11 protein-coding genes are annotated in these 17,510 nt (G+C 65.3%); 3 read left to right on the top strand and 8 right to left on the bottom strand.

Going from position 1 to position 17,510, the window contains the following annotated elements; translation table 11 throughout:
• Positions 1–3 precede the first annotated feature (3 nt).
• Complete coding sequence (locus VN634_21615; GenBank protein HXC53500.1) at positions 4–1,611, bottom strand: NAD(P)/FAD-dependent oxidoreductase; 1,608 nt, start codon at positions 1,609–1,611, stop codon at positions 4–6.
• Positions 1,608–2,054: a DUF2834 domain-containing protein gene (locus VN634_21610; protein HXC53499.1), complete on the bottom strand. Its 447-nt coding sequence runs from the start codon at positions 2,052–2,054 to the stop codon at positions 1,608–1,610. Before VN634_21610 ends, VN634_21615 begins: the two co-directional genes overlap by 4 nt.
• Before the next feature lie 219 nt (positions 2,055–2,273).
• Here VN634_21610 and VN634_21605 point away from each other — a divergent pair, with 219 nt between their 5' ends.
• Both VN634_21605 and VN634_21600 read left to right on the top strand, forming a co-directional pair.
• Positions 2,274–4,238: a DUF2723 domain-containing protein gene (locus VN634_21605; protein HXC53498.1), complete on the top strand. Its 1,965-nt coding sequence runs from the start codon at positions 2,274–2,276 to the stop codon at positions 4,236–4,238.
• A 238-nt stretch (positions 4,239–4,476) separates the two neighbouring features.
• Entirely contained in the window at positions 4,477–5,481 is a 1,005-nt protein-coding gene (locus tag VN634_21600; GenBank protein HXC53497.1) for an IPT/TIG domain-containing protein, read from the top strand.
• Positions 5,482–5,531: 50 nt separating this feature from the next.
• On the opposite strand, the gene VN634_21595 is transcribed toward VN634_21600, so the two are convergent.
• Complete coding sequence (locus VN634_21595) at positions 5,532–7,409, bottom strand: sulfatase (GenBank protein HXC53496.1); 1,878 nt, start codon at positions 7,407–7,409, stop codon at positions 5,532–5,534.
• A gap of 144 nt (positions 7,410–7,553) precedes the next feature.
• On the opposite strand from VN634_21595, the gene VN634_21590 reads away from it, so the two are divergent.
• A complete protein-coding gene (locus tag VN634_21590; protein HXC53495.1) occupies positions 7,554–8,810 on the top strand; it encodes a cytochrome P450 in 1,257 nt (418 codons plus the stop codon).
• A 44-nt stretch (positions 8,811–8,854) separates the two neighbouring features.
• Here the strand turns inward: VN634_21590 and VN634_21585 are convergent, their stop codons facing one another.
• The 5 genes from VN634_21585 to VN634_21565 all read right to left on the bottom strand — a co-directional run bounded on the left by VN634_21585 (position 8,855) and on the right by VN634_21565 (position 17,475).
• Positions 8,855–9,496: a TlpA disulfide reductase family protein gene (locus VN634_21585; protein HXC53494.1), complete on the bottom strand. Its 642-nt coding sequence runs from the start codon at positions 9,494–9,496 to the stop codon at positions 8,855–8,857.
• 11 nt (positions 9,497–9,507) lie between these two features.
• The gene (locus VN634_21580; protein HXC53493.1) at positions 9,508–10,965 is read right to left on the bottom strand and encodes an MATE family efflux transporter; all 1,458 of its coding nucleotides are present in this window, start codon (positions 10,963–10,965) and stop codon (positions 9,508–9,510) included.
• Entirely contained in the window at positions 10,866–14,213 is a 3,348-nt protein-coding gene (locus tag VN634_21575; protein HXC53492.1) for an adenylate/guanylate cyclase domain-containing protein, read from the bottom strand. Before VN634_21575 ends, VN634_21580 begins: the two co-directional genes overlap by 100 nt.
• 206 nt (positions 14,214–14,419) lie before the next feature.
• A complete protein-coding gene (locus tag VN634_21570) occupies positions 14,420–15,940 on the bottom strand; it encodes a DUF1501 domain-containing protein (GenBank protein HXC53491.1) in 1,521 nt (506 codons plus the stop codon).
• A 14-nt stretch (positions 15,941–15,954) separates the two neighbouring features.
• Positions 15,955–17,475 carry a DUF1800 family protein gene (locus VN634_21565; GenBank protein ID HXC53490.1) on the bottom strand — a complete coding sequence of 507 codons (1,521 nt, stop codon included), beginning with the start codon at positions 17,473–17,475 and terminating at the stop codon, positions 15,955–15,957.
• Between the last annotated feature and the right edge of the window lie 35 nt (positions 17,476–17,510).

The raw sequence follows: 17,510 nt of genomic DNA, 5'->3' as shown, positions 1-17,510 counted from the left end.
ACCCTATGCCGCGGCACGAGCCGCCGGTCGCTGCGCACGTTCGAGCGCGGCGGCGACCTCGTACGCCGCACCGTAACCGGGCAGGAACGTGACGCCCGGGCCGGGATGGCAGGACGCTCCGCACAGAAACAGATCCGGGACCGGAGTGGCGTGGGCCGACCCGGCCATCAGCAGTCGTCCGCCGATCATCTGCTCCGGATGAATCAGTCCGTGCGTGAAGTCCCCGTTGGTCGCTCCCTGCATCGTTGCAAAATGATCGGACGAGAATACCGCCTTCTCGACGATGCACTCGCGCAGGTCGGGAAGGAACTCGCTCAGGCGATCGAGGATTCTCTCGGCCATCTCGTCGCGAAGTCGACCGCGGTCTTCCCTCGCGGCTTCGCACGGAAAGAAGAATCCGTAGGTCGTCGCGATATGGAATCCGTCGGGCGCTAGTGAGCGATCCATCACCGTCGGAATCTGGATCGCGATCGGCGGGTTCTCGGGAACCTCGCCGCGCACGCACGCTTCGAAGCTCGCCTGCTGGAGGTGCGGATCCGGAACCAGCGTGGTGTTGAAGTGCGTGTGCGAATCGTCGTTCAGGTGCTCGAACGGCGGGCCGTAGGCCGGCAGGCGGCGGAGCTTGAGGAGCAGGTGCACGTACGCACCGCGGTGCTCGATGTTCTCGATCCGCTTCACCGAGTCGCCGTCGAGATGCTCGCGGCCGACCAGGCCGAACAGCGTGGCCGGCTTGTCGAGGTTCGATACCACCGCGCGCGCCGTCAGGCGCCGGCCGTCTTTCAGCTCGACGCCGGCTGCACGACCGTCTTCGACGAGGATACGGCGCACGGGCGACTTCAATCGCACTTCCCCGCCCTTGTCTTCGATCGAACGGCGCAGCGCTTCCGAGAGCGATCCCATGCCGCCCTTCACGCGGCGCATGAGACCGCCGCCGTCGTTCTGCGCGAACGTGTAGACGAGGCACAGCGCGCTTCCGGGCGTGAACGGCCCCTTGTAGGTCGACTGCACCGCGGCGAATGCAACCAGCGCGCGCAGCGTCCGATGGCGTTTCTCGTCCGGCAGGAAGCGATTGACGAGATCCATCGCGCTGCCATTGAACGCGAGCTCGATCTGCCGGCGTCTGCCCGCGTTCGGCGCGGCCGCCAGCAGCTCGGCCAGCGTCGGCGGCACGCTGCGCGGCGTGAAACGATGCATCAGGCTTGCGGGGTACTTGCAGAACGCCATCAGGCGCACGAACCCGACCATCGCGCGCACTCCGAAATGTCGAAGGACATAGACGGCCATTCGAAGCGGATTCGAGTAGAAGATCGCCGGCGGTGAAGCCTTGGAGTTGAGGTTGGTCGCCATGATTGGAAGGTCGATGAACTCGACGCCGTACCGCTTCAGCTCGAGCTCCTCTTCGAGACCCTTGGCGAGTGGGAACAGGAGGCTTGCGCCGACGTCGTTGCGGCAGCCGGACAGAATCTCGCGCGTGCCGGCCATACCGCCGACGTACGCATTCTTCTCGAGACAGAGGACCCGAAACCCCCGGCCGGCCAGCAGCGCCGAGGCGGCAAGGCCGTTGTGGCCGGCACCGATCACGATCACGTCGTATTCGGCCTCCATGCTCATTGCGGCCTCGCGAGCCAGCGCACCTGGCGTTCCTGCGCGGCCAGATAAAGGCCCATCGCGAATCCGAAGCTCGTGAACATGCTCATCGTCACGTAGATCCATGTGTGCCGCAGCCCGTGGCGGGAGCCGTCGACGATCGTCCAGATCGGAAACAGGATGGCGTTGGTGATGATGATGTCCTGACCGACGGATCCGGCCGCGGGGTTGTCGAACAGCATCTTCGTGAAATGTACCCAGCTTCCTTCCGCGGGGTACGTGAACATGTACTTCGTATTGAAGTACCAGCCGGCCACGACCGAACCGATTGCCAGCACGTAGCACAGTGCCTCGAGGGGACTCATGGATGAACCAGGCCAGTCGCGTCGATAGAGGTAGGCATTCGCCCAGAAGAAAATCGCGACGGTTCCGAGTCCGATCACCGCGTGAATGAGCAAGCCGGTCATTCGGTGCCTCTTTGGCCTCAGCATCGACGTGGTCCGGAACGGACAACCCGAGCGCGACCTCTGGGCACGCTACCAGTGTGTTTCCATCCACGGAAGCAGCCGGTCCACGGCGGCGGCCCTTGGGCTGCGTTGCCCGCAATGCGGTTCACCGTCGGAGCTCCGGCTGCAACTGCTGGAACTTGCCGTTGGATTCAGGTCAGACGGCGCCCGGGATTCCACGTGCAACTCGTCATCTTCCTCGCGTGCCTCACAGTTTACCTCCGGACGCTGCATCCGACGGTCTCCGGCGGCGATTCCGGCGAGCTCGTCTTCGTCGCATGGAAGCTCGGGGTCGCGCATGCGCCGGGGTATCCGCTCTACACGATGCTCGCGCACGCGTTCACGTGGCTTCCGTCCGGCTCGATCGCGTGGCGCGTCAACCTGCTGTCGGCGGTCTGCGATGCCGGCGCGGCGACGCTGCTGTTCGCGATCGTCCGGCGCTTCTCGAGGGACACTGCCGCAGCAGCGGCGGCCGCGCTTCTTTTCGCGTTCTCGCCGCTCATCTGGACGTACGCCACGCAGGCCGAAGTCTTCGCGCTGAACAACCTGTTCGTCGCGCTGCTGCTGTGGCTCGTGCTGCGCTGGAGTGAAGCGCCGGACGACAGGCACGCGAGGCTGATCGCGTTTGCTGCGGGGCTCGGGCTTTCGAACCACCACACGTTCGTTCTGGTCTGTGTTCCGGTGGCTGCCTGGATGGGGATCGTCTCGCGCGGCGATGTTCTTCGTCCCAGGAAGCTGGCGGTGCTTGCCGCCTGCTCGGTGGCCGGGCTGCTGCCGTATCTGTACCTGCCGCTGGCGGCGCGGCATGCAACGACGCTGTCGTGGGGTGATCCGTCGACCGTCGCGGGTTTCTTCGACGTGCTGCTCCGGCGCGACTACGGCACGTTCGGACTCAGCGGCAATGCTCCGGTCGGAGCGCTCGGCTTTGCAAAGCATCTTGCGGCGTTCGCCGGATCGTTCGCGAGCGGCTCGCTATGGATCGGTCCGGTGCTTGTGGTCGTGGCACTGCTGCGACCCGCGTCGGCTGCGGCGCCCGGACGTCGCTTCATCGCACTCCTCGCCGCAGCCCTCACTTTCTCCGTCGGCGTGTTCGCACTGATGGCGAACCTCCCGCTGGGCGATCCGTTCTATCGCGCAATCACGTCACGCTTCTGGCAGCAGCCGTATCTGGTCGCCTTCGTGCTTGCCGGCATCGGGCTCGCCCGCCTCCGGGCGTTTCTTCCGGCGCGCAGCGAGATCGGACGCGTGATCGTCACGGCGTCCGCGGTCGCGCTCATTGCAATCCAGCTCGCGACCAATTTTTCATCGCACGACGAGAGCCGGAACCACTTCGTCGAAGAATATGGGCGCGCCATTCTCGCCGGCCTTCCACCCAATGCGCTGCTGCTCACGTACGGCGACCTGATCAGCAACGCCTCACGCTACGTGCAGGTGTGCGAAGGCGTGCGGGCGGACGTCATCGTTCTCGACCAGGAGATGATGACCAAGCCCTGGTACATCGAGCGCGCACGAACGGAGCACGCGGATCTCGTATTTCCAGGACGCATGTACCACCCGCGTGAGGTGAACGCGTTCGACATGAAGTCGTTCGTCGAGGCGAACCGCGCGGTGCGCTCGATCCACGTCTATCCGGGCGTGAAACAGGGCGATACGAGCTGGTCTGCGGGCTACCTGCTGGTTCCGGATGGAATCAGCCTTCACGTGCTTTCGAGGGGCGATTTCCGCGAGGAGATGATTTCCGCGGTAGCGTCCGATTCGACGCTCGCGCCGCTTGCCGCAAACGCCCGTCCCGATGAAACCCGTTATCCGCCCGGCACATGGGAACATGTCGTCCTGACGGATTATCGCGCAATCGTTCATTCGCGCGGCGTCTGGCTGCTCGATCGTGCGATGGCGGTCGGCGAATCCCGTGAAATGTTTGTTAAGGCCCGTGATGCGCTTCTCCAGGCTGCGGCCGAGTGGCCGTGGCCCCCGCCATGGTACGTCGCAAAAAATCTCGGTCTCGCTGCTTCGAAGCTCGCGCGCTGGCAGCCCGATGCGCGGCGCGACGCGATCCGGGCATGGCAGGGTTACCTCGACACTGCGCCCGCCGATGAAAAGGATCGCGATGCGATTGCTGCGGCCCTTCGCGATTTGGAGCCTTGAAGGCTTGCCACAGACGCAGCCGAACCGTCATACTCCGCGGGCCCGCGGATCGAGGGAGACCGAATCATCGGTCACGATCGAGCGGCAAGTCACACGGGGAAATCGAATGCCGAACCTTTGCCTTTCCGTGCATCGCACGTCCGCTTTCTCACTACGTTCCACCTCATTCCTCACAACAGCGTTGCTGCTCGCCGGTTTGTCCGCGTCGGTCGCATACGCGGCGCCGGACATCAGCTCCGTGCAGGGCTGCACCGTTGGAAGCACCGGCACGACGGACTGCCCGACGGCCGGGAATATCCCGATCACGATCCAGGGAAGCAATTTCAGCGCTGTAGGCAGCCATGTTTACGTCGGCGGCTCGGAATGCCCCGTCACCGCTGCCGACGCCCAGCAGGTTGTCTGCACGCTGCCTCCCGGCAGCGGCAAGTCCGTTCCGGTACGCATCGTCGACAATGCGGGCTTGTCGAGTCTCGACTTGCCGGCTCTCAGCTACGCCGCTCCGCAGATCACGAGCGTGATCGGCTGCACGACGGCGGCCGACGGCAGCAGCGTCACCGAGTGTGCGCGCAACGGCGGCAATACCCTGACGATCAACGGTACCTATTTCGGGCCGACCGGCTCGTCGAAGCAGGTCATCGTCGGCGGAGAAACGTGCGACCAGGGAGGAGGCAGCGACGCCGACGACCAGATCATCTGCACGCTGCCGCCAGGCTCGGGAACGGAAAAACCGATTCTCGTCCTCGCCGCCAATCAGTTGAGCACTGGCTCGCTGTACACGATGTCGTACGCGCAGTGTCCGCCGGGAACGACGCTCGAAAGCGACGGGTCCTGCAGCTCGTGCGCGGCCGGCAGCTACGCGCCCTACCACGACAACCCGGAGTGCTTCATCTGTCCGTCCGGTACGGATTCCGAGGTGGGCTCGGCAGAGTGCACGGGCGCCAGCGACTATCAGTGCTGGCAGGTCAAAGACGTAAGCGCGACGAAGTTCGTCAAGACCGAAGGTCTGAGCGTCAGCGACGAAATCCTTTCCGCCGGCACCGTCGACCTCAAGAAATTCTCGCTCTACTGCACCGCGACCGGCAGCGCCGGGACGCCTCCGCCGGACCTGCACCAGTGCTGCTATCAGGCGAAAGGCACCAAGCTCGATCCGCCCGTGGCACTCGCCACGGATGACCAGGGCGTATCGCGCAGCATCGAGCTGTCCCAGCCGAAGCTGCTGTGCGGCCAGTGCGACCATCTCTGAGCGTCTAGCCACAATCGTGATCGCTGCGGCCAGCCCGGCCGGCGCAGCGATCATTCGACATATCCGAGCGCTTTCAGCCGCTCCTTCGCAGCCGGGTCGAGCGTCTCGTCGCCCGTACCTTCCATGACCGGCGCATCGAGCGGCGGCATTCCGGTCACGCCGCGCCACGCTTCGAGCTCGGCCTTCAGCCGCTCAACATCCTCAGGCCTCTCCTTCGCGAGATCCGTTTCCTCGTCGGGATCGTTCTCGATGTCATAGAGAAAGGACGCGCCCTTCGACGTTTCCACGAGCTTGAGCGAGCCCGAGCGATACGCGCGCAGCCGCACCTTGTTGTCGAACAGCGGATGCGTGCGGCCTGCGCTCGCTTCACCGGCAAACCGTTCGGCAACCACCGGAAGCCCGCCGGGCCGGCCGTCGAGCGTGGGCAACAGCGATGGCACGACCTGCGGCGGCGGAGGATTCATCGACAGCACGTCGAGAACCGTAGCGAATACGCCCGCGGTCGAAACGGCCTGCGTGACGGTCGTCGGCTTGATCGTGCCGGGCAGCCGCACGAGCAGCGGCACCCGCATCGTCGGCTGGAAGATCGAGATTCCATGGCCGAACTCTCCGTGCTCGCCGATGAGCTCGCCATGATCCGCGAGCACGACGAGCAGCGTGCGATCGAGCGTGCCGCGGCGGCGCAGCGCCTCGACGACGCGTCCGAGCAGCGAGTCGGTGTAGGCGATCCCGGCGTCGTACATCTCGCGCGCCGGCCGCAGCGTCTCCTCGACGCCGACGCCGGACATCGGCGGTCCGAACTGCGTTGCGAACAGCCGGCGGCTGTACTCATGCTGCTCGGCATCGGTCATTCTCGTGAACTTGTGCAGGAACTCCTTCGGCAGCTGATGATGCGGGAAGTGCGCTTCGAGAAAGTTGAGGAACGCGAACGCCGGCTGCGCATCCTTCGGGCGAACGGCTTCCCAGTCTTCGAAGTGTGACGCGACTTCGCCGCCGCCTTTGTCGACGGGTCCGAAGCCGAGCTTGTCGAGAAGCCGGAAGCTGAAGAAGAACGCGCGACCGCCGCCGCCGTCGCGCCACGCTTCGTCCGACCAGTCGAAGCCGCGCGTCAGCCCCAGATGATCGCTGATCCACGGATTGGCGGTGAATGCGACGGTCTGGTAGCCCGCCTTCGCGAGCACGGACGCGAGCGTCGGCCTTTCCACCGAAAGTACGCGGTGTTCTTCGGTTGCTCCGTGCACCGACGGGAACAGCCCGGTGAACAACGACGCGTGCGACGGCAGCGACCACGTTCCGGGTGCGCTCGCATCGAAAAACAGCGCGCCTTCGCGCGCGAGCGTCTCGAATACGGGTGTCGTCCGCAGGCCGTAGCCGTACGCGGACATGTTCGCGGCGCGCACGGTATCCAGCACGACGACGACGACGTCGGGCCGGGAATCGTCCTGCGCCCTTGCGGACGGCAGCGGCCGCTGCTTTCGCACGCTGTCGGCGGCCCGCTGGTAAAGCGCCGGCACCAGGCAGATCGCCGCGAGCACGAACGCGCCGAGCGCAGCCGACGCGTGATGCCAATGCCGGTCCAGGCGACGGCCGGCGAGAACGAGCACCGCACCGAGAACAGCCGGGCTTGCCCACATCGGGATCGCCGCGCGATCGACGGCGACCCAGCACGCGGCGGCGAGGTACATCGCGGTCATCGCTGCAAGGTGACCGAGCCCACTGTCGCGGCCGGAACCTGCGAGCGGTGCTGCGACGAGACCGATCAAAGCTCCGAGTGCGATTTCGATCGCAGCCGATTCGACCACGGTTCCGGTAAAAGCCGGTAGATTGAGCTTCGTGAAGTTCCAGGTTCCGAAAGCGAGATCGACGATCGCGACGGCTGCGCCGTAGCCGAGACCCGAAATGAGACCGCGACGTAGTTTCCCGATCATGACGAGACGGTAACGGCATCCCACGGACGACTCCAGTCGCTGCGGCGCCGAGTGTCACCACCTCGGTGAGTTGCGAGAAGCACTCGCGACCGCTACGCAGCATCTCCGCCGGAGCACGCGGCCGCGGAAACAACGGAGAACGCGATGCCCGATTCGAAGCCGAGCCTCGAGACGATCGACATCATCAGTCACCAGACTTACGCAGACAACGGGTACCCGCACGAAGCGTGGAGACTGCTGCGTCGCGAGGCGCCGGTCTACTGGTACGAGCGCGGCGACTGCATTCCGTTCTGGGCGGTGACCAGGCTCGACGACATCGTCCGCATCTCGAAGAACCCGCAGGTGTTCGAGAATCGCCCGCGACTTGCGGCGTTTCCAGAATTCGATCGCGACGACGAGGAAGACTACCCGGCGCGGCACCTGCTGAACATGGATCCGCCCGAGCACGCGAAGTATCGCCGCATCGTCAGCAGCCATTTCACGCCGCGTGCGGTCGAGCGCATGAAGCGCGGCGTCGACGACATCACGCATGAGCTGCTCGATGCGATGATGGCCGGCGGCGGCACCATCGACGGCGACTTCGTCGAGCTGTTCTCCGCGCGGCTTCCGCTGGCGGTTCTCGCCGACCTGCTCGGCGTTCCGCGCGCCGACTGGGAGCTGATGTTCCGCTGGACCAACGAAATCATCGGCGCGACCGATCCCGAATACCGCGCCGAGGGCGAGACCGCCGAGCAGACCGACGAGCGCGCGCGCCTTGCGCTGTTCCAGTACTACGCCGAGCTCGTCGACGAGCGCCGCAAGCAGCCCCGCGAAGACATCATCACGATCCTTGCGACCGGAAAGCTCGACGGAGAGGACATCCCGCCGTTCGAGCTGCTGTCGTACCTGTTCCTGCTGGTCGTCGCCGGCAATGAGACGACGCGCAATGCGACCACCGGCGGTCTGCTCGCGTTGCTGCAGAATCCGGGCGAGATGGAGAAGCTCCGCCGCAATCCCGGGCTCATCAACAATGCTGTCGAGGAAATCGTGCGCTGGACGACGCCGGTCATCCAGTTCTGCCGCACGCCGAACCAGGACGTCGAGGTGCGTGGCCAGAAGATCCGCGCCGGTCAGAACCTGACGCTGTTCTATCCGTCGGCCAACCGCGACGAAGACGTCTTCGAGGATCCCGACACCTTCCGCATCGACCGCGATCCGAATCCGCACGTCGCGTTCGGGATGGGCGAGCACGTCTGTCTCGGCGCAAACCTCGCGCGGCTCGAGCTGCGCTCGGCGTTTCGCACACTGCTGCCGCGGCTCGAGCACATCGAAGTCACGGGAAAGGTGGAGCGGCTGCGATCGAGCTTCGTCGGCGGCATCAAGCGCATGCCGATCCGCTACAGGCTGCGGCCGGCCGCCTGACGCGCACCCCGAGCGACAGCCGGCGTTTCATCCTTGAGAAGCGGTCAGAGGGTTGCGCAGCCGGCCGACGGCGCTTGTCCGCAGTTTGCCGCTTCGACGGAATCGAAAGGCTTCTTCGGTTTGTCACCGGGGCCGCCGAGCAGTCGCTCGATGGTCTTGTCGATGCCGCCGCGGGTGAGCGATCCGCGCTGTCGCTCGGCGACGTCGCCCTTGCGGTCGAGGACGACCGTGACCGGAACCGCCATTCCGAGCTCGAGCCGTTCCATGTCTTCGAGTGTTGCGCCGATCCAGACTTTCATCGAATCAGGAAGCGCGGCCGCGACGCGCGCTATGTCGCTGCGGCTCGACGCATCGTCGACGGACGCCGCAACCACCACCAGCCCGCGATCACCGTAACGCTCGGCAAGGTCCGCCAGCAGCGGAAGCTCCTCGATGCACGGCTTGCACCAGGTAGCCCAGAAGTTGAGCACGACCACCTTGCCGCGAAGTGACGCGAGCGAGGTACGCGTGCCGTTGAGGTCACGAAGAATGAGCGGACCGAATTCGCCGGCGTCGTCGGCTCGGCCGAAGTCCGCAAGACCATCGCCGGCAAAGTCCGGATCACCGGCCCGCGCGAAGCCGGCCGGGAGCATCATCGCAACCATGGCTGCGATCACCGCAGCGCGTCGAACGATGGAGTGGCCCATGGGTGACCTCTTCAAAAGTTTACTCCTGCCCACGCCCGCCTGCGCCAGCTCCACGCGAACAGCGAGAGATTCAGCATGCGATAGGCCGCCTGCGCCGACCAGATCGCGATCAGTCCGAGCCCGAGCACCGGCCCGAGCAGCCATGCCAGCGGCAGGAACGCGCCCCACTGGGTCGCAACCGACACGGCCAGCACGGTACGCGAGCTGCCCGCACCGAGATGAGCGTTCATCAGCACGGCGGCAACGCATTCGAGTGGCGCGAACAGCGCCGCAATGCGCAGCGGCCAGATCGCGAGGTCGCGCGTGGCGGCGTCGCGAAGGAACGGCAGCAGCACCAGATCGGGCGACACCAGTGCGGGAAGCGTGAGCACAGCGACGAAGATGGCAGCGAACCGCGCAACTCGCCATCCCCATTCGTAAGCCTCGGCCTTGTCGCCGGCTCCGAGCGATTGTCCGACCAGAGTCGCCGCGGCGAGGCCGAATCCGATCGACGGCAGGATCGTAACCAGCATCACGTTGATCAGGACGTTGCCGGCGGCGACTTCGGCGGTGCCGACGCGCGCGAGGATCGCGAACAGCGCGAGCATGCCGGAAGCGAACAGAAGCTGCTGCAGCCCCGCCGGCATCGAGATCGCAAACATTGCGCGCATCGTCTCGCGCGACGGCAGCCCGGCCAGGAATCCTTCGCTGCGCCCGTAGTGCCACGCCATCGAAAAATATACGGCCGTGCCGACCCACTGCGAGATCGCATTGCTGAGGCCTGCACCCTCGACGCCGAGCGCCGGTGCACCGAGATGACCGAAAATGAGGATCCAGTTGAGCGCGATGCCGGCCAGATGCATCGAGATCAGCGTGGTCATGTACAGGCGCGACATATTGATGGCGTTCCAGTACCCGCGAAACGAGAAGTTGAGCCCGACTGCCGTCATGCCGAACAGGCGAAGGCGAAGATACGCCGTGCCGGCGTCGCGCACGGCCGGGTCCGGTGAGATGGCCGAGAAAATCGCCGGCGTCGCGAGGATCAGCACGGCCGTGGCCGGTATGCAGATCATCGCGGCCAGCAGCAGGCCGCCGTTCAAAGGCTTCGCGATCTCGCCGCTGCGTCCGGCGCCGCGCCAGCGCGCGCACATGGCCTGCACGCCCGACGACATTCCCATCATGAACGAGACCGCCATGAAGTTGACGAAGCTGCTCATGCCGACGGCCGCCAGCGCCGTGGTGCCGAGAGATCCGACCATCGCCGTATCGACGAGATTGACGATGTTCTGCGACGCCATTGCACCGATGATCGGATAGGCGAGCGTCGTGATCGTGCGCCGCTGCTCTGGCGTAAGTGTGGGGATGACGGCGCCTCGGTTCCCGTATCCGATCAGGCGGCGGCGTGCGTGCTTTCGATCTGGACGGCGCGATCCTCGGCGCCGATGTCGCGGAACAGTGCCGCGGCGTGCGCGATCTCGCGCCGATGCCACGTGTCGTCGGCGCGCGCTGCCGCGAGCGCTGCGCGCTCGGCCCGGACGAACGGCTCGTACGCGCGGGCTTCGGTGCGATGGACGATCTCGAGCGCATCGTGCAGCGCGTGCTCGGCCTCGACGAGATCGCTGCCGAGCCCGCGCGCCAGCAGCGCACGGCCGAGGAACAGGCTCGCGCGGCATTCGTGCATCAGCGTCCGGCGCGTGCGGGCGACTTCGACGGCTTCCCGCGCGACGTCGATCGCACGGTCGAGGTCACCGCAGCCGCGATACGCGTCGGCCATGTTGGCGAGCACGAGCGCTTCGGCCTGCAGGAACGTCCCGGTTTCGCGCGCGATGCTGAGCGCCGTCTCGAGCGAGCGGACGGCTTCTTCCCATTCGCCGCGCAGGAGCTGCGCGACACCGAGCGAGTCGTATGCGCCGGCTCGCATCGCGGGGCTTGCGATGCGCTCGGCAAACTCGACCTGCGCGCGCGCGTGCTGCCACGCGGTGACGCCGTCGCCGGTGAACCACGCATGCGTGACACCGAACCCGCGCATGATGTTGGTGCTGCCCGCATCGCCGGCTTCGACCGCGAGGTCGTGGCAGCGCTGGATGATGCGGCCGGCCTCGGGAACGCGGCCGAGATATGTCAGCACGAGTCCGCTGAAACCGGTCATGAACAGCCAGTCGGCAAGCGAAACCTCCGCCTTGGGCAGCTCCTCGCCCATGCTCTCGATGACTTCGCGAGTCAGCTGGAGGGCCGTGCGAAGCTTGCCGGCAAGAAGACATGCGTAGGCCCGGCGGCTCGCGAACTGCAGGCGAAGGCGCGGGTCGGACTCGGGGCCGAGCAACGCGACGGCCTCCTTGTAGATGCCGAGCGCCTTGTCGATCTCGCCGTTGAAGACGTGCCACGCGCCGTACGCCGCGCGCACGCGCGCACGGGCTTCGTTGCCGCTGCTGCGAAGCGCCCAGCTCTCGCCCCAGTCGTGAATGCGATGCGCCTCTTCGTTCGCGGAACCGAGCCGCCAGCACAGGCTCAGCATTCCTTCGGTCGCCGCGATCGCGTGATCGATGATCTCCTCGCCCGGCTCGAGACGGTCGATGAGCTCCATGACCTTGGTCCAGTGCACCTTCGACTCGCGCATCTCGCTCGCACTCGCGCGTTCGGCAGCGCGGCGGTAGGCCGAGACGGCCTCGCGAAGCTCGCCGGCCGATTCCCAGTGGTGCCCGAGCAGCGCAGCGTTCTCGTCGAGCTTTTCCGGCTCGAGCTCGGTCAGCGTGCGCGCGATCGTAAGGTGCAGGCCCTTCCTCTTGTCGCTGAGCTGCGTGCGGTAGGCGACTTCCTGCGTCAGCGGGTGCTGGAAGGCGTAGCGCGCGGCCGGATAGACCTCGCGCTCGTAGAGGAAACCGGACTCGCACAGCGCATCGAGCGCGGCGCGCAGATCGGCGGCGTCCATGTGCACGATGCGCTGGAGCACGGCCTCCGAGAACTTCTTGCCGATCACCGCCGCGCTCTGCACGACTTCCTTCTGGCGCTCGGGAAGATGATCGATGCGCGCAGCAAGCACCGAATGCACCGTCGGCGGCAGGATGATGTCTTCGACCGGACGCATCAGGCGGTAATCGCCGCGCGAGCCTTCGAGGCTTCCCGCTTCGACGAGCGCATGGACGAGCTCTTCGACGAAGAACGGATTTCCCGACGTGGTCTTCTCGATGTTGGTCGCCAGCTTTACCGTCGACGGATCATTGCCGAGCAGGTCGCGCAGGATCTCTCCGACCGCTGCGGGGCCGAGCGGCTCGAGCGCGATCTGCTCGAAGCACGGATCGTCCGCCCACGGCGGATGAAATTCCGGCCGGTAGTTCATCAGCAGCATCTCGGACGTCTCCGGCAGCACCTTGATCATGTCGCCGAAGAACGCGAGGGACGCGCCGTCGATCCAGTGCATGTCCTCGATCAGCATGACCGCCGGATCCTTGGCGTCGCTGCAGCGCAGCGTGCGGCGCAGCGCCGCGTAGAGCATGCGGCGCCTCGGTTCCGGATCCATTGGCGGCACCGGACGTTCGGGGTCCGGAACACCGAGGAAGTCGAAGACCAGCGGCAGATGCGTGCGCATCGCGTCGTCGACCAGAAGCATGCGACCGGCGATCTTCTCTCGAGCCGTCTGCGGCGAGTCGTTCTCCTCGATGGCGAAGTATGCGCGCAGCACTTCGAGCACCGGCTGGAACGGAATCATCGCACCGTGCGGCACGCAGTGGCCGGTCAGCACCGTGATGCCGGCCCTCGTCGCCTTCTGCACGAACTCGTAGCAGAGCCGGCTCTTGCCGGCGCCCGGCTCGGCCACGATCCCGACGACGCGCGGATTCTTGTTTCGCGTCGACTCGAGCGCAGCTTCTATGCGCTTCAGCTCATCTTCGCGGCCGACGAAGCGCGAGAGTCCCCGCGAGCGCGAAACGTCGAGCCGCGTGCGGTGGCGGCCGACGCCCTGAAGCTCGTGCACGTGAAGCGGCTCGCTGACGCCCTTGACGCGGAACTCACCGAGATCACGAAGCTCGAAGTAGTCGCCGACCAGCGCCGCGGTATTCGCCGACAGGTAGCATTTGTTCGGAGCGGCGAGCTGCTCCATGCGCGACGCGAGCCCGACCGTGTGGCCCTGCGCCGTGTAGTCCATGCGCAGGTCCTCGTTGATCTGCCCGATCACGACCTCGCCCGAGTTGATGCCGAGGCGCACGGAGAAGTTCAGGCCTTCGACGCGCCGGAGCTGGTCGGAGTAGCGTGCGAGCTCGTCGAGCAGCCACAGCGCGGCGTAGCACGCGCGCTGCGCATGGTCCTCATGCGCGATCGGCGCGCCGAAAAGCGCCATGATGCCGTCGCCGGTGTACTGGTTGACGCTGCCTTCGTAGCGATGCACGCCGGCCGACAGCAGCTCGAAGAACTCGTTCATGATCCGGTGCCAGGTCTCGGGATCGACGGTCTCGGCGAGCGACATCGACTCCTTGACGTCGGCGAACAGCACCGTGACCTGCTTGCGTTCGCCCTCGACGACAGTGCGCTGGCGCAGGATCTTCTCGGCGAGATGCCGTGGTGCGTACGTATTCGGGGACGGGGCCGAGGCCTGGCCGGCGGGATGCCCGCAGCTGGTGCAGAACTTCGCACCGAGGGCGAGCGTGGCGTCGCAGTTCGAGCAGCGAAGGGCGAGCGAAGAGCCGCATTCCTGGCAGAATTTGGCCGTCGACGGGTTTTCGAAGCTACACTGCGGGCACTGCATGGCTACGCCCTCGCTGCGGGCGGCGCATTTTCGGCCTGTCGTGCGGGGAAGACAATAGCCGCCGTTACACACACGGCTGCGACCACTGTCGCCGCGGCCACAACTTCAGTTGGAAGATGCGGGAACGGCGTTACTGCCCGAAACGCAGAACGCCCGTCGCCGCGGACTGCGGCGACGGGCGTTCATGCGTTACGGCTCCGTACGCGCTAGGACAGGAATCCGAGCGCGGTGTACGCCGTATAGCTCTGGCCGAGCCAGTCCGGCGTCGCGGTCTTCACGAACAGCTGCGGATCCGCCGGTGAGTTGCCCGGTCCGATCTGGGCGGGCGTCAGGTTCAGCCATTTCTGCAGGATGGTCCCGTAGAAATCCCGGAAATCGTGCGTCATGCGCATGTCGTCGTCGAGATCCGGATCGTCGAGCGTCGGGAACGGCCCGGTAATCCCGGGATTCACGATCGAGGCCGGTCCGACGACGAACTGCGAACCCGAGCGCCCGTGGTCGGTTCCAGCCGATTGCGCGGTATCGTTGTTCTGCTTGTTGGTTCGCCCGAACTCCGAGACGGTCACAATCATCACCTTGCTCGAGATGTCGCCGCTGACGTAGCCGGCCGGCAGCGTAACGTTGTTCTTCATCTCGGCCCAGAATGCACCGATCGCTTCGGACACCTGCTGCAGGAGGCGCGAGTGGTAGAAATCGTCCTCCTGGTTGCTGTGCGTGTCGAAGCCGCCGATCCCGACATGGAAGAAACGGGCGCCGACATCCGAACGGATGACCGCAGCCACGTGACGAAGATCGCTTGTCAGGTACGTGTCCCGGAATACGCCGTTGTTGTAGTTGAGCGGCGACGTGTAGGTGAGGTCGTTGTACGGGTCGTAGTTGCCGTCGCCGTCCACCATCAGGCCTTCGACCTTTCCAATGTTCGTCTGTCCCGGCAGGTAGTACTGCTGGAACGTATCGATGGCCGCGACGCCGGTATTTCCGATGTTGACGAGCTCCGGGAACAGGCCGCCCGACGCCGCGCTTTCCTGGTACATCGACTTGAACGCCGCCGAACGGTTCGTCGTGTCGTGACCGGACGGGAAGCGCAGCTCGCTCAGGCGATTGAACGCAAACAGGCTCGTTCCGGTCGGTGTGAACAGCGGATTGTACTCGCCGCCGAGCATTACGGCGGGCACCTCGGTGGCCGAGTAGCCGCTCAGGTCGAGGTACTTTCCCATCCATCCGAAACCGGCCGATCCGATCGGATCGCCGGTGTAGTAGATGACCTCGCTGCGGAAATGCGAGTAGTCGGCGTACGGGTAGTGAACTCCCGGTACGACGGCGAGCTCGCCATCGTCGTAGATGTCGTGCAGCGCCTTCATCGCCGGATTGAGCGCGTACGTGGTGCCGAGAGAATCGTTGCCGATGTTCAGGACGCCCTTGGACACGTCGATCTCGTACTGCGGGTCGGAGCCTCCCCACACCGTCAGCTCGGCCCCGTTGCGCGGCAGCTTGAGCGTCGGACGGTACTCCTCGTACTTGGTCCGCTGCGTGCCGAGCGAAGTCGGGTACACCATGTTCAGGCTGTCGTTGCCGCCGAAGAGCTGAACGAACACGACGATCGCGTCCGATGGCCCGGCTGCGTACGCAACGCCGGTGCCCGGAAGCCATTTCATCGCCGGTGCAACGGTCGCCCCGGCCGCAAGCGTCGCGCTTCTCTTGAGAAACTGTCTGCGTGTCAGTGCCATGTTCCCACCTTCTCCTAAAAGATCATCGCTTCGGCCGACTGGAGCGCGAGCGCGATCGTACCGCGTACGAGACGTTCCGCATCGAAAGTGTCGTCGGCGCTCAGGTCGAGACTCGTCTTGGTGCTTTGGTTGGTGAGGAAATTACGCAGCGCCGCGATCTGGTTCGCCGTCAGCGCGACGCCGCCGAGCGTACCGTCGAGATGGCAGCGTGCGATGATCTCGGCCAGCACCGTGTCGGGGTCGGCGGTCGCGCTGCCCATCGTAACGACCGTGCTCAGGTGCAGCGCCGATCCCGAGTAGTCGAGCTCGGCAATCTGGCGTGCAAAGTCGAGACGGCTCACGAGCGTTCCCGTCGTGATCCAGCGCTTGCCTCCCGGCCAGCCCGCGACATTGGGCGGCTCGAACAGATACATTCCCATTTCGCCGAGCATGTCGATGAGCTCGTCGGAATCGCCGAGCGTCTTGCCGTTGCTCTTGATGCCGAGCATGCGGAAGATTCCGACCATGTAGTCGACCGGATTCTTGATCGTGCGCGACTTGGCGGTGTCGCTGTAGAACTCGTCGCTCTTGAGCATGGCGGCGAGCACGGGAGCGATCTCGTAGTCTGCGCCGTCGAGGATCGCCGCGAAGCCCTCGAGCAGCGTCTTCAGGCCCGGCGCCGGCGCCGGATACGCAAAGTACGTCCACAGCTTGCGACACAGGAACATCGCGGCCTGCGGATTCCCGGCCGTATCGGTCTGTTCGAAGATCAGCTTGAGGACGTCGTCCGGCGTGCCGGCGACTTCCTCCCCGATCTTGAAGTTGCTGTTGGTGACTCCGAAGATCGTGATCGGATCCGGATTGTCGTCTCCGTCGTCGTCGTACTGGCCGCCGTCCCAGGCCCAGTCGCGCCAGACGCCGACGTCCTTGTCGAGCTCGACCCAGCCGGTCAATGCGCGCGCGAGCTGGTGAACGTCGCTTTCGGTGTAGTTGGGCTTGGACGGATCGTTCGATCCGTCGGCCGCAAACTCGGAAATCCCGACCGTGAACAGCTCGAGGACCTCACGGCCGAAGTTCTCGTTGGCCGAAACGTGCACGCCGTCGGCGCTCGCATAGTTCGTAATGCCGTCGAGATAGTAGAGGTTGGCCGGATCGCGATTGAAGTCGCGCACGAGGTCGCGGAAGTTCCCTTTCGCATAGCGGCGGAACAGCCCGTTCTGGATCGACATGTACGATGCGACCGGCTGCTTGGAATATCCCGAGCAGAGGTGACTGTGCCAGAACAGCGTGAGCTTCTCGCGCAGCGCATCTTTCGGATTGGTCGCCTTCAGCATGGACTTGAGCCACCACTGGCGCTGTTTGATCTGGGCGCGATAGAAGTCGCGTCCACCGCCGGGCGGCTTCTTGCTCGACGTAGAGAAGCTCAGCAGGTCGTCCACCGCTTCATCGACACTGGCATACCTGTCGTGGAACGCCTGAATGTCCTGCGTCGTGCCACCGAAGGCTGCGCGCCTGAGAAGGTGCGCTGCGTTCTCCAAATCCCAGACTACTGCCATTGCATTCTCCTTTTTTCGCCGGCCCGCGATGCCCG

It is taken from the genome of Candidatus Limnocylindrales bacterium (assembly GCA_035571835.1).
Lineage (GTDB): Bacteria > Desulfobacterota > Binatia > UBA1149 > CAITLU01 > DATNBU01.
The sequence above is the reverse complement of the archived record's forward strand: the minus strand, read 5'-3'. Positions and strand labels throughout refer to the sequence as shown.